General features: G+C 69.8%; 12 protein-coding genes and 2 rRNA genes. All 14 read right to left on the bottom strand.

Annotated elements, in window-relative coordinates:
* Positions 1-16 precede the first annotated feature (16 nt).
* Positions 17-829, bottom strand: coding sequence for a segregation and condensation protein A (locus HMPREF9719_RS02990; RefSeq protein WP_004600483.1), 813 nt, complete (start codon positions 827-829; stop codon positions 17-19).
* Positions 830-836: 7 nt separating this feature from the next.
* Entirely contained in the window at positions 837-1,712 is an 876-nt protein-coding gene (locus HMPREF9719_RS02985) for a ParA family protein (RefSeq protein ID WP_004601914.1), read from the bottom strand.
* A gap of 121 nt (positions 1,713-1,833) precedes the next feature.
* The gene (gene xerD, locus HMPREF9719_RS02980; RefSeq protein ID WP_004600481.1) at positions 1,834-2,754 is read right to left on the bottom strand and encodes a site-specific tyrosine recombinase XerD; all 921 of its coding nucleotides are present in this window, start codon (positions 2,752-2,754) and stop codon (positions 1,834-1,836) included.
* Positions 2,751-3,407: an NUDIX domain-containing protein gene (locus HMPREF9719_RS02975; protein ID WP_004600480.1), complete on the bottom strand. Its 657-nt coding sequence runs from the start codon at positions 3,405-3,407 to the stop codon at positions 2,751-2,753. Before HMPREF9719_RS02975 ends, xerD begins: the two co-directional genes overlap by 4 nt.
* Positions 3,408-3,486: 79 nt before the next feature.
* The gene (locus HMPREF9719_RS02970; protein ID WP_004600479.1) at positions 3,487-4,410 is read right to left on the bottom strand and encodes a copper transporter; all 924 of its coding nucleotides are present in this window, start codon (positions 4,408-4,410) and stop codon (positions 3,487-3,489) included.
* Positions 4,411-4,468: 58 nt separating this feature from the next.
* Positions 4,469-5,662 (bottom strand): putative cytokinetic ring protein SteA, encoded by a 1,194-nt coding sequence (gene steA, locus HMPREF9719_RS02965; protein ID WP_004600478.1) that lies wholly within the window; start codon positions 5,660-5,662, stop codon positions 4,469-4,471.
* A gap of 6 nt (positions 5,663-5,668) precedes the next feature.
* The gene (gene recN / locus HMPREF9719_RS02960) at positions 5,669-7,417 is read right to left on the bottom strand and encodes a DNA repair protein RecN (RefSeq protein ID WP_004600477.1); all 1,749 of its coding nucleotides are present in this window, start codon (positions 7,415-7,417) and stop codon (positions 5,669-5,671) included.
* 81 nt (positions 7,418-7,498) lie between these two features.
* A complete protein-coding gene (locus tag HMPREF9719_RS02955; RefSeq protein ID WP_004600476.1) occupies positions 7,499-8,443 on the bottom strand; it encodes an NAD kinase in 945 nt (314 codons plus the stop codon).
* Entirely contained in the window at positions 8,440-9,261 is an 822-nt protein-coding gene (locus HMPREF9719_RS02950) for a TlyA family RNA methyltransferase (protein WP_004600475.1), read from the bottom strand. The genes HMPREF9719_RS02955 and HMPREF9719_RS02950 overlap by 4 nt, the downstream gene beginning before the upstream one ends.
* Positions 9,262-9,318: 57 nt before the next feature.
* Positions 9,319-9,492: a hypothetical protein gene (locus tag HMPREF9719_RS09595; protein ID WP_004600474.1), complete on the bottom strand. Its 174-nt coding sequence runs from the start codon at positions 9,490-9,492 to the stop codon at positions 9,319-9,321.
* Positions 9,489-10,469 carry an HAD-IIA family hydrolase gene (locus HMPREF9719_RS02940; RefSeq protein ID WP_004600473.1) on the bottom strand — a complete coding sequence of 327 codons (981 nt, stop codon included), beginning with the start codon at positions 10,467-10,469 and terminating at the stop codon, positions 9,489-9,491. The genes HMPREF9719_RS09595 and HMPREF9719_RS02940 overlap by 4 nt, the downstream gene beginning before the upstream one ends.
* Entirely contained in the window at positions 10,470-11,201 is a 732-nt protein-coding gene (locus HMPREF9719_RS02935; protein WP_004600472.1) for a hypothetical protein, read from the bottom strand. It abuts the gene before it with no gap.
* A gap of 415 nt (positions 11,202-11,616) precedes the next feature.
* Positions 11,617-11,734, bottom strand: a 5S ribosomal RNA gene (gene rrf / locus HMPREF9719_RS02930).
* Positions 11,735-11,855: 121 nt separating this feature from the next.
* Positions 11,856-14,394: ribosomal RNA gene (locus HMPREF9719_RS02925) — 23S ribosomal RNA — on the bottom strand; the annotation flags it as partial.

The following is a 14,394-nucleotide window of genomic DNA, read 5'->3' as shown; positions in this document are numbered from 1 at the left end:
TATAGGAACCCCTCGCCTAGTCCCAGTTCGCCGCCGCGACGACCGCGGGGTCGACATCCAGCCCGGTCCAGCTCACGTCGAGCGCGCCGAGCGGCTCGGGCTGCTCGGCCTCCACGGCGCGGGCCTTGTAGAGCTCGAGCAGCGCGAGGAACCGGCCCACCACCTCCATCGACGCCGCGCAGTCGGCGCACAGCTCCCCGAAGCTCAGCCACGAGCCCGGCCCCGCGGCCTTCAGCCCCGAAAGCAGCCGGCCGGCCTGCTCCGGCACGGAGACCGCAGGGCGGTGCACGTGATCCGTCTCGACCTCGTCGGGCGGGTCGCGGCGCAGCGACGCCGCCGCGAGCCGCGCGAACGAGTCCTTGTCGTGGCCAAGCCGCACCGGCGGCACGAGGTCGACGAACCGCTCCTCTAAGGCCACCTGGCGCGGGTAGGCGCGCCGGGCGGCGCGCTGCCAGCGCGCGAATGTCGCGGCGACCTGCTGGTAGGCGCGGTACTGCAGAAGTCTCGCAAAAAGCAGGTCCCGCCTGGAGAGCAGCTCGAGGTCGTCCTCGTCGTCGACCTCCCCGCGCGGCAGGAGCCTGGCGGCCTTTAAGTCCACGAGTGTGGCGGCGACGAGGAGGAACTCGGTGGTCTCCTCGAGCCGAGCCTCCCGGGAGAGCTCCTTGGTGTAGGCGATGAACTCGTCGGTCACCTCGGCGAGCGCGACCTCGGTGATGTCCATCTTGCGCTGCCCGATGAGCTGCAGAAGCAGGTCGAACGGGCCGGTGAAGTTCGCCAGCGCGACGCGGAAACCACCCTCGCCCGCGGCGGCGTTCGTAGGTTCCGCCACGGCGGCGCTAGTCCCCCTCGACGCGCTCGACGACCTCGCGGGCGAACTGCCGGTACTGCTCCGCGCCCTGCGAGCGCGGCGCCCACGTCGTGATCGGCTCGCCCGCCACGGACGTCTCCGGGAAGCGCACCGTGCGCGTGATCACCGAGTCGAAGACCGTGTCCCCGAAGACCTCGATGACCCGCGACATCACCTCCCGGCTGTGCGAGGTGCGCCGGTCGAACATCGTCACCAAGATGCCCAGGATCTCGAGGTTGAAGTTCAGCCGGTCGCGGACCTTCTCCACCGTGTCGGTGAGAAGCGCCAGGCCGCGCAGCGAGAAGAACTCGCACTCCATGGGGATGAGCACCCCCTGCGCACAGGCCAGCGCGTTGACCGTGAGCAGCCCCAGCGAGGGCTGGCAGTCGATGATGATGTAGTCGTACTCCCCCATCACCGGGCGCAGCGCCCGGGCCAGGGTCTGCTCGCGGCCCACCTCGTTGACCATCTGGATCTCCGCGGCCGACAGGTCGATATTCGCCGGAATCAAGTCCAAATCCTTGATCGCGGTGCGGTGGCGGACTTCCCGGACGTCGACGTCGTCGCCGACCAGCAGGTTGTAGACCGTGACGTCGAGCTCGTCGTGCTGGATCCCCAGCCCAGCCGAGAGCGCGCCCTGCGGGTCGAGGTCGACCATGAGCACCCGCCGCCCGTAGTCCGCGAGGCACGCCCCCAGGTTGATCGTCGAGGTGGTCTTGCCCACCCCGCCCTTCTGGTTGCACATCGCGATAATCGTCGCCGGACCGTGCTTCTCGAGCGGGCGGGGCTCGGGGATCTCCCGGCGGGGCCTGCCGGTGAGCCCCACCTCGAGACCGCTGGAGTCGAACAACTGCCCTTCGCTCACGGCCACTTCCCTTCGCTCGCGTGCACGTGATGTAAAAAAATAGCCAACAGCCGGCCACCGCCAGGCTACCGGCCCGCCCTCCGCCGCGGGCCGAGGCCCCGGCCCGCGGCCCGGACGCGCGCTAGGCGCGCGGGTGCGCCATTCGCCACGCCTCGCGCATGCTCTCCGCGGTGACGTGCGTGTAGAGCTGCGTCGTCGCCACCGACGCGTGGCCTAAGAGCTCCTGCACGACGCGCACGTCGGCTCCCCCCTCAAGAAGGTGGGTCGCGAAGCTGTGGCGCAGCGTGTGCGGGGAGACCTCCCGCTCGATGCCGGCCTTAGCCGCGCGCTGCTTGATCACCGACCAGGCGCTCTGCCGCGACAGCGGCCCGCCGCGCAGGTTGAGAAACAGCGCCGGGCCGCGGCCCTTCGCTAGCGCCGGGCGTCCGCGCACGAGGTACGCCTCGAGCGCGGCGAGCGCCTGCGAGCCGACGGGCACGAGGCGCTGCTTGTCGCCCTTGCCCGTCACCTGGAGAAACGGCAGCTCCCCGGAGAGCTCCGCGACGTCGTCGACGCTCAAGCCCACCGCCTCGCTCACCCGCATGCCGGTGGCGTAGAGCAGCTCGAGAAGCGCGCGGTCGCGCAGCCCCTCCGCGCCCTCGTCGGGGTCGGCCGCGGCGAGCAGCCGCTCGACCTCGTCGATGCTGAGCGTCTCCGGCAGGCGGCGGGCGGGCTGGCTCGGCCGCACGTCGGCGGCGGGGTCGCGCGCCGCGAGCCCCTCCGCGGCGGCGAATCGGTGCAGGCCCCGCACCGCGGAAAGCGCCCGGTTCGCCGACGCGGCCGACAGGCCCGGGCGATCGCCGTCGCCGCGGCGCAGGTCGAGGACGTAGCGCTCGACGTGGCGGGCGGTGACCTCGTCGAGCGAGCCTATGCCCGCCTCCTTCAGCCACGCGGAGTAGCGCTCCGCCTCGCGGCGGTAGTTGCTCACCGTGTTGCGGCTTAAGCCCCGCTCCACGGCGAGCATCGTCAGCCAGCGCTTGGAGGCCTCCGCCGGGGAGGTCACGGGTGGTCGATCCGCTTCATGTCCGGCTCGACGCCGGCGGCCCGGCGCCGCCGGGCGAGCGCCTCGGGGCGCAGGTCGAAGGGCTCGTCGGTGCTGCGCGGCTCGCGCCGGCCGGAAAGGACCTCGCGGGCGGCGAACAGGCCCGCCACGGCAATCGAGTTGACCACCCGGCCGTCGAGTGCGGCGTTGACCGCCTCGTCGAGGTCCCAGAACTCGAGCTCCATGTCAGCCTCCTCCTCGGCGGCCTCGGGCCGCTCGGTGGGGCGCAGCCCCCTGGCGAGGAACACGCGGATCGTCTCCGCGCCGTAGCCCGGGGAGGGCACGAGGTCGAGCAACAGCCCCCAGCTCTCCGCCTTAAGGCCGGCTTCCTCGACGAGCTCGCGGCGCGCGCAGTCGAGCGGGTCCTCGCCCGCGACGTCGAGCAGGCCCGCGGGCAGCTCCCAGAGCCGCCGGCCGACGGTGTGGCGGTACTGGCGCACCATCGCGACCCGCCCGTCGTCGTCGACCGCGGCGATGGCGGTGGCGCCGAAGTGCTCGACGACCTCGCGGGTCGCGCTCCCGCCGCCGGGCATGGTGACCTCGTCGCTGCGCACCGCGATGATCGGCGCCTCGAGCAGGATCCTCGAGCTGGTGACCTCGAACGTGTGGCTCACGCTTGTCGCGCTCCCTTCGTCGTCTCGACCTCGCCCCGGGCCGCGCCGCGGCGGCGATCCGGGGCCTCCCGCGGCGGGGCTAGTTGGCCCGCGGGACGGGCGCGTCCGCGCCCTTCGCGGCGCCGTAGTCGCCGGTGGTGCCGTCGAGCGCCTCGGCGAGCGCCAGCACGGTCGCGACGCGGCCCCAGCCCCGGTCGAGCGAGTCGACCGTGGAGAGCCCGTCGACGCCCGCGGAGCGCACCCGGCCGATCGCCCCGGCGTCGGCGGCGCTGCCCGGGCGGGCCGCGAGCACCGCGCCGTCGGCCTCCCCGGCGACGGCGGTCATGAACTCCGCGGCGAGCCCCGCGCCGAACGCGGCGTTACCCGCGCCGTCGGAGTCGCCGCCGACGAACACCGCGGCCGCCGCGGGCTCGGCGCCCTCGTAGCTTAAGAAGCCCGCGTCCGCGAGCGTGTCGAGGAGCAGCTCGCGGTCCTCGTCGCTCACCGCGTCGGAGTCCTCGCCGTCGATGAGCGCGGCGGCGAGCGCCTCACCTGCGTGGGTGCCCGGCGAGAGGTTGTCCTCGCTGAGCTGCGCGCCGGCGGGCAGCGTGTTGCTCACCAGCGACTTGAGCTCGTCGGCGCCCTCCGAGGAGAAGAACCGGTCGGTCAGCTCGATGACGCTCACCGGGCCGGCGCCGGCGGCCTCCAGGAGCCGCTCCACCTCGGAGAGGTCCTCCGGGTTCGCGCTCGCGGCGGCGAACACGACGACGCCGACGTCGTCGAGCTGCCCGCCGAGCGCCGCCTCCGCGAGCCCGGCGGCCACCCCGTCGGCGGCCTTCGCCTGCGCCTCGTTGGACTGGGCGCGCTCCTCGGCGTCGTCGCGCTCGGCGCGCACCTGGTTGATCTCCTGGGCCGAGCCGTCGGGCAGGTTCGGGGCGATGACGAGCGCGCCCGCGGCCACCCCGGCGGCCACGCCGAAGCCGAGGCCGGCGACGAGCATGCCGCCCTTCGCATGTCCTGACATGTGCTTGGTTCCTCCTTGGGGTCACCCGACCCCGCCTCCTCTGCGAGGCGGAATCGGTTTAGACGAGGTTGCCGAAGGTCTGCTCGAGGTTCTCCGCGAAGCCGTCGCCGCCGCCGAACCCGGCGACGAGCACGACGGAGACGATCGCGGCGAGCACGCCCAGGATCGCGAGCAGCCACGCGCCGCCCGCGCCCTCGCGGCGGGTGCCGATCTCGGCGGCCGCGGCGACCCCGACGAGCTTATCGGCGACGCGCAGCCGGGTGAGAAGCGCCGCCGGCGACTGCAGCGGCTCGCCGAGGCCGGCGCGCTCCCCGATGATCGCGTCGAGCGTGAGCGGCTCGGAGGCGTTGACGATGAGGTCCGCTCCGTGGAAGTGCGCGAGCAACAGTCCCAGGTCCGTCGTCGACTCGGTCGCGGCGGGGAACGTCATCGCCCCCACCCCGAGGTCCTGGATCCGCTCGAGGCCGGCGGCGTGCCCGTCGGGCGCGGCCGGCAGCACCACGCGGCGCGCCGCGCGCAGCGTCGCGGCCTGGATGCGGGTCGGGTCGCCCAGCGCGACATCTGGGGTGTAGCCCTGCTCGACGACGAGGTCGGCGGCCTCGTCGATGGCGACGATCATCGGGCTGCGCGCCTTGATGAAGCCCCGCAGGTCTTTAAGCACCCGGCCCTGCTCGGGGCCCGGGGCGATGACGAGCGCCGCCTCGCCGGTGGCGTCGAGCCCGGTCTCCGGGACGCCGAGCCCGTCGATGAGCAGCGGCGCCTCGGAGCGGAGGAACTCGACGGTGTTGCCGAAGTAGGCCTCGACGCGCTCGACGAGGTTGCGCTCCGCCTCCGAGAAGTCGAACTCCACGCCCGCCTGGGTGAGCACCCGGCCCGAGCCGAGCAGCGTCTCCCCGTGGAAGAGCTCCCCGGAGTCGGTGAGCCTCGCGGTCTTGCCGTCGCGGAGGTGCTCGAGAACGTCGACGCCGGCGTCCTCGACGAGGGTGATGCCGGCGTCGAGGAGCATCTGCGGCCCGAAGAGCGGCACGCTCCCGGTCGAGAACTGCGCCGTGTTGACCACGGCGGCGGGCTCCAGGTCGACGAGCAGCTGGGCGGTACCGCGGGAGATATTCGGCTCAGCGATGACGACGATGTCGCCCGCGGCGACCTTCTGGACCGCCTTGCTCGCGCGAGTCGCCCGGCTTAAGTCCCTGATGGGTGCGCTGAGGCCGGGCAGCTCTTCTTTGCGGGAGAACAGACTCATGCGCGCCATTGTCCCCTACCCGGCGGCCGCGGTGGTTGAGGCGCGCGGGGCGGCATCTGCGCGGGCGCGCTCGAGGAGCTCGCGGGCGTGCGCCCGGCCGGTCTCGGTGTCGTCGAGCCCGGCGAGCATGCGCGCGAGCTCGGAGACGCGCTCCTCGCCGTCCAGGGCGCGCACCCCGGAGGTGACCGACTCGTCGGTGACCTCCTTGGTGACGACGAGGTGCCGGTCGCCGAACGCGGCGACCTGCGGCAGGTGGGTGACGACGATGACCTGGTTGTGCTCCGCGAGCTGGGCGAGCCGGCGGCCGATCTCGCCGGCGGCGCGGCCGCCCACGCCCGCGTCGATCTCGTCGAAGACGAGCGTCGCCCCGGAGCTCGTCTTCGCGAGGACGACCTCGACGGCGAGCATGACGCGGGAGAGCTCGCCGCCGGAAGCGGCCTGCGCGAGCGGCGCGGGCCTGGCCCCGCCGGTGGCCTTGAGCTCGAGTTCGACCTCGTCGAGCCCGTCGATGGTGGGCTTCGACTCGCGCATCGCGACGACGATTGAGGCCTTGGGCATCGCGAGCCCGTGGAGCTCCTCGGTGACCTCGGCTTCGAGGCGCGAGGCGGCTTCCCGGCGGGCCTCCCTGAGGCTCACCCCGCGTGACTCGACCCTCTCCTTCGCCTCGGCGAGGCGCCGCTCGAGCTCCTCGATCGCCTCGGGGCTGATGTCGATCTGGGAGCGGCGCCGCTCGGCCTTGCGCCGCCACTCGATCACCCCGTCGATGTCGGGGGCGTACTTGCGGGTGAGGGACTTCAGCTGGCTCTGGCGCTGCAGCGCGCCCTCGAGGGCCTCGGGGTCGGTGGGCAGCTGCGAGAGGACCTGGCCGAGCTCCCCGGAGATGCCCGTGAGCGCGGCGGTGAGCTCGGAGAGCCGCGCGGCGATCCCGTCGATCTCGGAGTCCTCGGTGCCCTGCAGCGCGGACTGCGCCCGGCCCAGCAGGTCGGCGGCGCCCTCGGCGTCCTCCGCGCCGGCGAACTCCTCGAGCGCGCCCGCCCCGTCGATCGCGGCGACCGCGGTGGTCACCGCCTCGCGTAGCCCGTCGACGCTCTGCAGCCGCTTGATCGTCTCGCTGAGCGACTCGAGCTCGCCCGGCTGCGGGTCGACCTCGTCGATCTCGGCGATGGCGTAGTCGAGCCGGTCGACCTCCTGGGCGAGCTCGCGCCGCTTCGCGGTGCGGCGCTTCAGGTCCCTGGCGAGGGCCGAGTACTCGCGGAACGCCTCCCGGTAGGACTCCGCCAGCGGCGGGATGTCCGCACCGAAGCGGTCGAGCGCGGCGAGCTGCTGCTCCGCGGAGAGCAGCCGGAGCTGGTCGTTCTGGCCGTGGATCGCGACGAGCGGCTCGGTGAACCGCGCCAGCGCCGCGGCGGGCACGAGCCGCCCGCCGAGCCGGGCCTTGGAGCGGCCCTGGGCGCTGACCTCCCTGGAGACGACGACCTCGCCGGAGTCGACCGTCCCGCCGGCCTCGTCGACCGCGTCGAGCGCCGCGGCGCGGGCGCCCTCCTCCGCGGCCTCGACGTCGACGAGCCCCTCGACGATCGCCTTCGCCGCGCCCTGCCGGATCCGAGACGAGTCCGAGCGCGCCCCGGCGAGCAGGCGCAGGCTCGTGACCACCATCGTCTTGCCGGCGCCGGTCTCGCCGGTCACCACCGTCAGTCCGGGGCTGAACTCGGCGGTCGCGCGCGGGATGACCCCGAGGTTCTCGATCGTGATCTCGCTGAGCATGGCCCCAAGCCTAGCGCGGAGCCGGACGTCTTTCGAATGGACGTTCGAATGCCCGGTGGGGCGGGCCGAGGCGGGGCGGCGCTAGGCCTTCTCCTCGCCCTGCTCGCCGGCGGGGCCGCGCCACCCGGAGACCGGCAGGCGCAGCTTGGTGACGAGCCGGTCGGTGAACGGCTTGTCGTCGAGCCGCACCCAGCGCACCGGGCGGGAGCCGCGCACGACCTCGACCCGGGAGCCGGGCGGCATCGCCACCGGTCGGAAGCCGTCCATGACCGCGAGCGTCGGCGCGGTCGTCGTCGTCGACTCGATGGCTACCACCGACGAGGGGCTCACCACGAGCGGCTTGGTGAACAGCGCGTGCGCGTTGTTCGGGACGACGAGCAGCGCGTCAAGCTCCGGCCAGAGCACCGGCCCGCCCGCGGAGAACGCGTACGCCGTCGAGCCCGTCGGCGAGGACACGAGGATCCCGTCGCAGCCAAACGAGCTCACCGGCCGGCCGTCGACCTCGAGGGTCGCGTCGAGCACGCCGCGCCGGTTGAGGTTCTCGATGGAGACCTCGTTGAGTGCCCAACCGCTGGCGTGGAAGTCGAGCTCCGAGTTCGAGATCGACACATCCAGGGTCATGCGGTCCTCGACGCGGTAGTCGCGCTCCACGACGCGGCGCATCGCCTCCTCGAGCGAGGCGGCCTCCCACTCGGCGAGGAACCCGACGTGGCCGAGGTTGATGCCCAGCACGGGCAGGTCCGCGTCGTGCGCGAGGTCCGCGGCCCGCAGGAACGTGCCGTCCCCGCCGAGCACGAGGATGAGCTCGACGCCCTCCGCCGCGGCCGGGGTGTGCGGGAAGCGCTCCAGCCCGCCCAGCACCGGGTCGTCGTCGAACTGGCTCGGGTCGCGGTGCTCGACCACCCGCACCCCGATCCCGGCGGCGAGGAGAATCTCCGCGGCCCGCGACGCGGCGAGCGCGTTGGAGCGCCGCCCCATGTGCGGCACCAGAAGAATCTCCCGCGAACCAGGGGAACCCGACGTCATTGCGGACCCTCCTTAATGGCAACGTCGACTAGCTCGCCGGCGACGTCGTCGGCCGGGGCGCTCTCCCCGGCGTCGTTGACGAGCCACAGGAAAAATTCTACGTTCCCGCTCGGCCCCGGCAACGGGGAGGCCACCGCCCCGCGCAGGCTCAGGCCCAGCTTCCGGGCGGCCGCCACGACGCCCATCACGGCCTCGCGGCGCAGCGCCGGATCGCGCACGACCCCGCCGCTGCCCAGCCGCTCGCGGCCCACCTCGAACTGGGGCTTGACCATGGGAAGCAGGTCGGCGCCCGGGGTGAGGCAGTCGCGGATCGCGGGCAGCACCAGCTCGAGGGAGATGAACGACAGGTCCCCGACCATGAGGTCCACCGGGCCCTCGGTGTCGGCGGTGGTGAGAGAGCGGATATTGGTCCGGTCGCGCACCAGCACCCGAGCGTCGTTCTGCAGGCGCCACAGCAGCTGGCCGTAGCCGACGTCCACGGCGACGACCTCCTCGACGCCGCGGCGCAGCAGCACGTCGGTGAATCCCCCGGTCGAGGCGCCCGCGTCGAGCGCGCGGCGCCCGGCCACGTCGAGGCCCTTCGGCTCGAACGCCTCGAGCGCGCCGAGGAGCTTGTGCGCCCCGCGCGACGCCCAGTCGTCGACGGCGCCCTCGGCGACGCGGATGGACGCCCCGCCGGTGACCTGGGTGGCGGGCTTCTTCGCGGCGAAGCCGTCGACGGTGACCGCGCCGGCCTTGATGAGCTCGCTGGCCTGCTCCCGCGAGCGCGCCAGGTGCCGCTTGACGAGCTCCGCGTCGAGTCTCCTGCGTGCCACCATGGTTGAAAACCGCCCTAAAGTAGTCGTGTCCGTCAACAATCAGCCGCCGGCGGCGGGCTAGTGCTCGCCGCGCGGCTCGTCGAGCGCCCCGCGCAGCAGCTCGTGGGCCCGCTCGAGGATCTCGGCCTCGCGGGCGAGCTCGTGGCCCTCCTCGGCGAGGACCTCGCCCACCGAGCGGCGGATCTCGTCTGCCGAGGGGCCCCGTGAGTCGTGGGGCACGGGCGCGCTCACAGGCCCCACCCCTCGAGCACCCGGCGGCTGTCGTCGTCCGCGCCGCGCACGGCGCGCGGCGGCTCGGGAAGCGACCACGCGGCGTGCACGAGCCCAAGAAGCCCCTCGTGGCCACCGACCCGGGCCGAAACGACGAGACCGCCATCCTCGTCGTCGGAGGCCTCGACGCCCTCGACCGGCCGGGGGCGGAACTCCTCGAGCGGCGCGCGGGAAGCGGCGCCGAAGTCAGGGGCGATGAACGTCGGCCGCTCGGCCTCCCGGGCGGCGAGAAGATCCCCCGCACGGGAGACGCCCGTGAGCACGTGCAGCGAGTCATAGCCGGCCCGCGCCGCGGCGGCGATGTCCGTGTCCAGCCGGTCGCCGACGACGAGCGGGCGCCGCCAGCCGCGGGAGGACACCGCCATCTCGTACATGTGCGGCTCGGGCTTGCCGGCGCACTCCGGCTCCCACCCGGTGGCGTTGGCGACGGCGCGCACCATCGAGCCGTTGCCGACGAGCAGGCCCCTGGCCGAGGGCAGCGAGCTATCCAGGTTGGTCGCCACGAACCTCGCGCCCGCGCGCAGCGCGAGCGCAGCCTCGCTGAGCTGGGGCCAACCCGTTTCTGGGCTGTGGCCCTGGATGACGACCGTGGGCTCGTCCTCGGCGCTAGAGACCGGGCGCAGGCCCTCCGCCGCCACGAGGTCGACGAGCGCGTCGGTCCCCAAGACGAGCACCGCGGCGCCTTCCGGCACGCTCTCGGCGACGAGCCGCGCGGCGGCCGCCGAGGAGGTCACGACGTCGCCAGCCTCGGCCGGCACACCCAGGGCGCGGAGCTTCTCCGCCACCGCGGAGGCCGAACGCGAGGCGTTGTTCGTCGCGAACACCGCGGACGGACCGGCGGACAGGGCCTCATCCGCACCAGGGATGAGCTCGTCGCCGCGCCACACCGTGCCGTCGAGATCGACAAGCAGGCCGTCGTAGCCCTCGAAGGCCGACATCTACTCAGCCCCCGCGGCGTCGATCTCGTCAATGCGCTCGGCGGCGTCGAAGAAGCCCTCCTCGTCGTGCGCGGAAACCGCGAGGAACCACTCCCGAGCCTCAACGGGGTTGCCGGCGGCGAGCAGGGCGTCCGCGTACGCGTAGGCGAGCCGGAGGCCGGTGACGTCTGCTGCGTCCTTCGCGGGTCGCGCCGCGGCAAGCACCTCGAGGGCGGCGTCGTGCTCGCCGACGTCGTGGTGCGCCCCGGCCACGACGATCCGGAGCTCGATCGCACCCTCGCGGTCGAGCTGACCCGCCTCCGGGGAGCTAAGAAGGTCGATGGCCTTGCGGGGCCGGGCGAGAGCACGCTCGCAGTCGGCCATCGCCGCCATGGCACCCGGGCCGCCGCTCATGCGGCGGGCCGCGCGGAGCTCCGCGAGGGCTTCCTTCCACTGCCCCGCCCGGTAGGCGGCCACACCGTTGGCCTCGCGGGCGACAGACACCCGACCCGCCCGGTTCTTCGCAGCCCGCCCGTGGACCAGGGCGCGCTCAGGGTCCTCGTCGATGAAGTGAGACACGGCGGCAATATGCAGCCCGACGTCGTCGGCGTTCTTCTTCGACAGGACGCGAAGATCCTGCCGAACGAGCGGGTCAAGATCAGCCAGGCTCACCTCGGAGGGAACCTCGGGCTCGGCCTTGCGCTGCTCCACCCGCCGATCACGGAACGCCTCAGACTGCGGGGCGTAGCGCACGTTCGAGTCGGACCCTCGCGTTCGCCCACCGCGGCCGGCGTGACGAGAAGGCCTACCGGGCTTCCGGTTACGCGACGAGGGCTTCGGCTTGTGGCCGGAACGTTTCTGCCTGGCGACGCCCGAGAAGTCGCGATCCCCACGCTCGTTACTCATCGCCTTGCCCTACCCCCAACTTCGATCGACGGACGCGTACTGCGACAAGCCTACCGGAGCGCGAAGCCCCGCCCGACGATCGCTCCGCCGCCAACCAGCAGCCCCAAACGGAAGGACATGTGGGTTACGCAAAACATAGCCCCACCATCACGGGCGGAGATAGTTACGCAAAAGGGGTGTGGGGTGTGCCGCGCCGACCAACCCCCACTAAGGAGACCGGCGAGGGCGGCACACCCCACACCCCACATATTCAAAGTTGAAGTGTTGGCGGTAACCTACTCTCCCACACCCCACCAGGTGCAGTACCATCAGCGTGAATGGGCTTAGCTACCGGGATCGGAACGGAACCGGGCGGACCCCCACCACCATCAACCACCAACACAAACCACAACACAACACCACCAGGTGCTGCGCCAGACACCACACAGCAGACACAACCCACGACCACATATTGATTGCGGCAAGACACCCACCAGCAACACACACACAGCCACACGAGACTAGTGTTTTCGAGTCGGTGAATTAGTACCGGTCACCTCAACACCCCTTCACAGAGCTTCCAGCCCCGGCCTATCAACCCCATCATCTCTAGGACACCTCAAAAGAAACCTCATCTCGGAACAGGCTTCCCGCTTAGATGCTTTCAGCGGTTATCCCTCCCGCACATAGCCAACCAGCAACACCCATGGCAGAATGACTGGCACACCAGAGGTACGTCCATCCCGGTCCTCTCGTACTAGGGACAGCCTTCCACAAGTTTCCACGCGCGCGGCGGATAGAGACCGAACTGTCTCACGACGTTCTAAACCCAGCTCGCGTGCCGCTTTAATGGGCGAACAGCCCAACCCTTGGGACCAACTCCAGCCCCAGGATGCGACGAGCCGACATCGAGGTGCCAAACCATCCCGTCGATATGAACTCTTGGGGAAGATCAGCCTGTTATCCCCGGGGTACCTTTTATCCGTTGAGCGACACCCCAACCGCAAGGAGATGCCGGATCACTAGTCCCAACTTTCGTTCCTGCTCGAGCAGTCACTCTCACAGTCAAGCTCCCTTATACACTTACACTCAACACCTGATTACCAACCAGACTGAGGGAACCTTTGGGCGCCTCCGTTACCATTTAGGAGGCAACCGCCCCAGTTAAACTACCCACCAGGCACTGTCCCCAACCCAGATCATGGGCCAAGGTTCAAGAGGCGCGGAACGACCAGAGTGGTATTTCACCAACAACTCCACCACACCTAGCGGCGCAGCTTCACAGTCTCCCACCTATCCTACACAAACCGAACCACACCCCAATACCAAGCTATAGTAAAGGTCCCGGGGTCTTTTCGTCCTGCCGCGCGAAACGAGCATCTTTACTCGTACTGCAATTTCACCGGGCCTGTGGTCGAGACAGCAGGAAAGTCGTTACGCCATTCGTGCAGGTCGGAACTTACCCGACAAGGAATTTCGCTACCTTAGGATGGTTATAGTTACCACCGCCGTTTACTGGGGCTTAAATTCACCGCTACACCCACCACAAGGATGGGCCCACAGCTCCTCGTAACCTTCCAGCACCGGGCAGGCGTCAGTCCGTATACATCAACATAAGTTTTCGCACGGACCTGTGTTTTTAGTAAACAGTCGCTTTCCCCTAGCCTCTGCGACCACCCCACGCCCACCAACCGCTCGTGTTGGCGACCCAAGGTGGCTCCCCATCTCCCAAAGTTACGGGGACAATTTGCCGAATTCCTTAACCACAGTTCACCCGCAAGCCTTAGTATACTCAACCCAACTACCAGCGTCGGTTTCGGGTACGGGCAACACCACCACTCGCTTAGAGGCTTTTCTCGACAGCACAGGATCACCACCATCACCACCACAAGGTGGCTACGCATCACGCCTCACCCACAATGTGCGGCGGATTTACCAACCACACGGGCCACACGCTTACACCCCCACAACCAACCGGAGGCGTGGCTACCACACTGCGTCACCCCATCACTTGGCTACCACGCATCAGGCCCCACACCACACCCCGCAAAAACCAACAACCCCGAAAGGCTGTCGATCCGGGATGCGGCACAGTTAGTATCAACGCTTCACCATAAGAACGCGGCAGCACCGGTACGGGAATATCAACCCGTTTCCCATCGACTACGCCCGACGGCCTCGCCTTAGGACCCGACTCACCCTGAGCAGACAAACTTCACCCAGGAACCCTTAGTCATACGGCCACCAGGATTCTCACCTGATTCATCGTTACTCATGCCTGCATTCTCACTCGCACGCACTCCACCACCCATCACCAGGCAGCTTCACCACACGCACGACGCTCCCCTACCCACCATGCAAACCATGGCGCCGCGGCTTCGGCGGTGTACTTAAGCCCCACTACATTCTCGGCGCAGAACCACTCGACCAGTGAGCTATTACGCACTCTTTCAAGGATGGCTGCTTCTAAGCCAACCTCCTGGCTGTCTTCGCGACCCCACATCCTTTCCCACTTAGCACACCCTTAGGGGCCTTAGCCGGCGATCTGGGCTGTTTCCCTCTCGACCAATGGAGCTTATCCCCCACAGTCTCACTGCCACACAACACGTCAATGGAATTCGGAGTTTGGCAGGTATCACTAAGACGCATAATCCCGCTCAACCAACCAGTCGCTCTACCTCCACCACGCTCAACATGCAACGCTGCACCTAAATGCATTTCGGGGAGAACCAGCTATCACGGAGTTTGATTAGCCTTTCACCCCTACCCACAACTCATCCCCGCAGTTTTCAACCTACGTGGGTTCGCGCCTCCACAACCTCTTACAGCTGCTTCACACTGGCCATGGGTAGATCACCCCGCTTCGGGTCCAGGACACGCCACTCAACCGCCCAACAAAGACTCGGTTTCCCTACGACTACCCCACAGGCGGGTTAACCTCGCGACGCGCCGCTGACTCGCAGGCTCATTCTTCAAAAGGCACGCCATCACCCAAAGGCTCTGACGGCTTGTAGACACACAGTTTCAGGAACTATTTCACTCCCCTCCCGGGGTACTTTTC

This window comes from Corynebacterium otitidis ATCC 51513 (assembly GCF_000296405.1).
GTDB lineage: Bacteria > Actinomycetota > Actinomycetes > Mycobacteriales > Mycobacteriaceae > Corynebacterium > Corynebacterium otitidis.
The sequence above is the reverse complement of the archived record's forward strand: the minus strand, read 5'-3'. Positions and strand labels throughout refer to the sequence as shown.

Excerpts from the sequence above, each read along its gene's own strand:
- HMPREF9719_RS02940 (WP_004600473.1), bottom strand. The coding sequence starts at position 10,469 with ATGTCGGCCTTCGAGGGCTACGACGGCCTGCTTGTCGATCTCGACGGC.
- HMPREF9719_RS02955 (WP_004600476.1), bottom strand. The coding sequence starts at position 8,443 with ATGACGTCGGGTTCCCCTGGTTCGCGGGAGATTCTTCTGGTGCCGCAC.
- HMPREF9719_RS02950 (WP_004600475.1), bottom strand. The coding sequence starts at position 9,261 with ATGGTGGCACGCAGGAGACTCGACGCGGAGCTCGTCAAGCGGCACCTG.
- steA (WP_004600478.1), bottom strand. The coding sequence starts at position 5,662 with ATGGCGCGCATGAGTCTGTTCTCCCGCAAAGAAGAGCTGCCCGGCCTC.
- HMPREF9719_RS02970 (WP_004600479.1), bottom strand. The coding sequence starts at position 4,410 with ATGTCAGGACATGCGAAGGGCGGCATGCTCGTCGCCGGCCTCGGCTTC.
- recN (WP_004600477.1), bottom strand. The coding sequence starts at position 7,417 with ATGCTCAGCGAGATCACGATCGAGAACCTCGGGGTCATCCCGCGCGCG.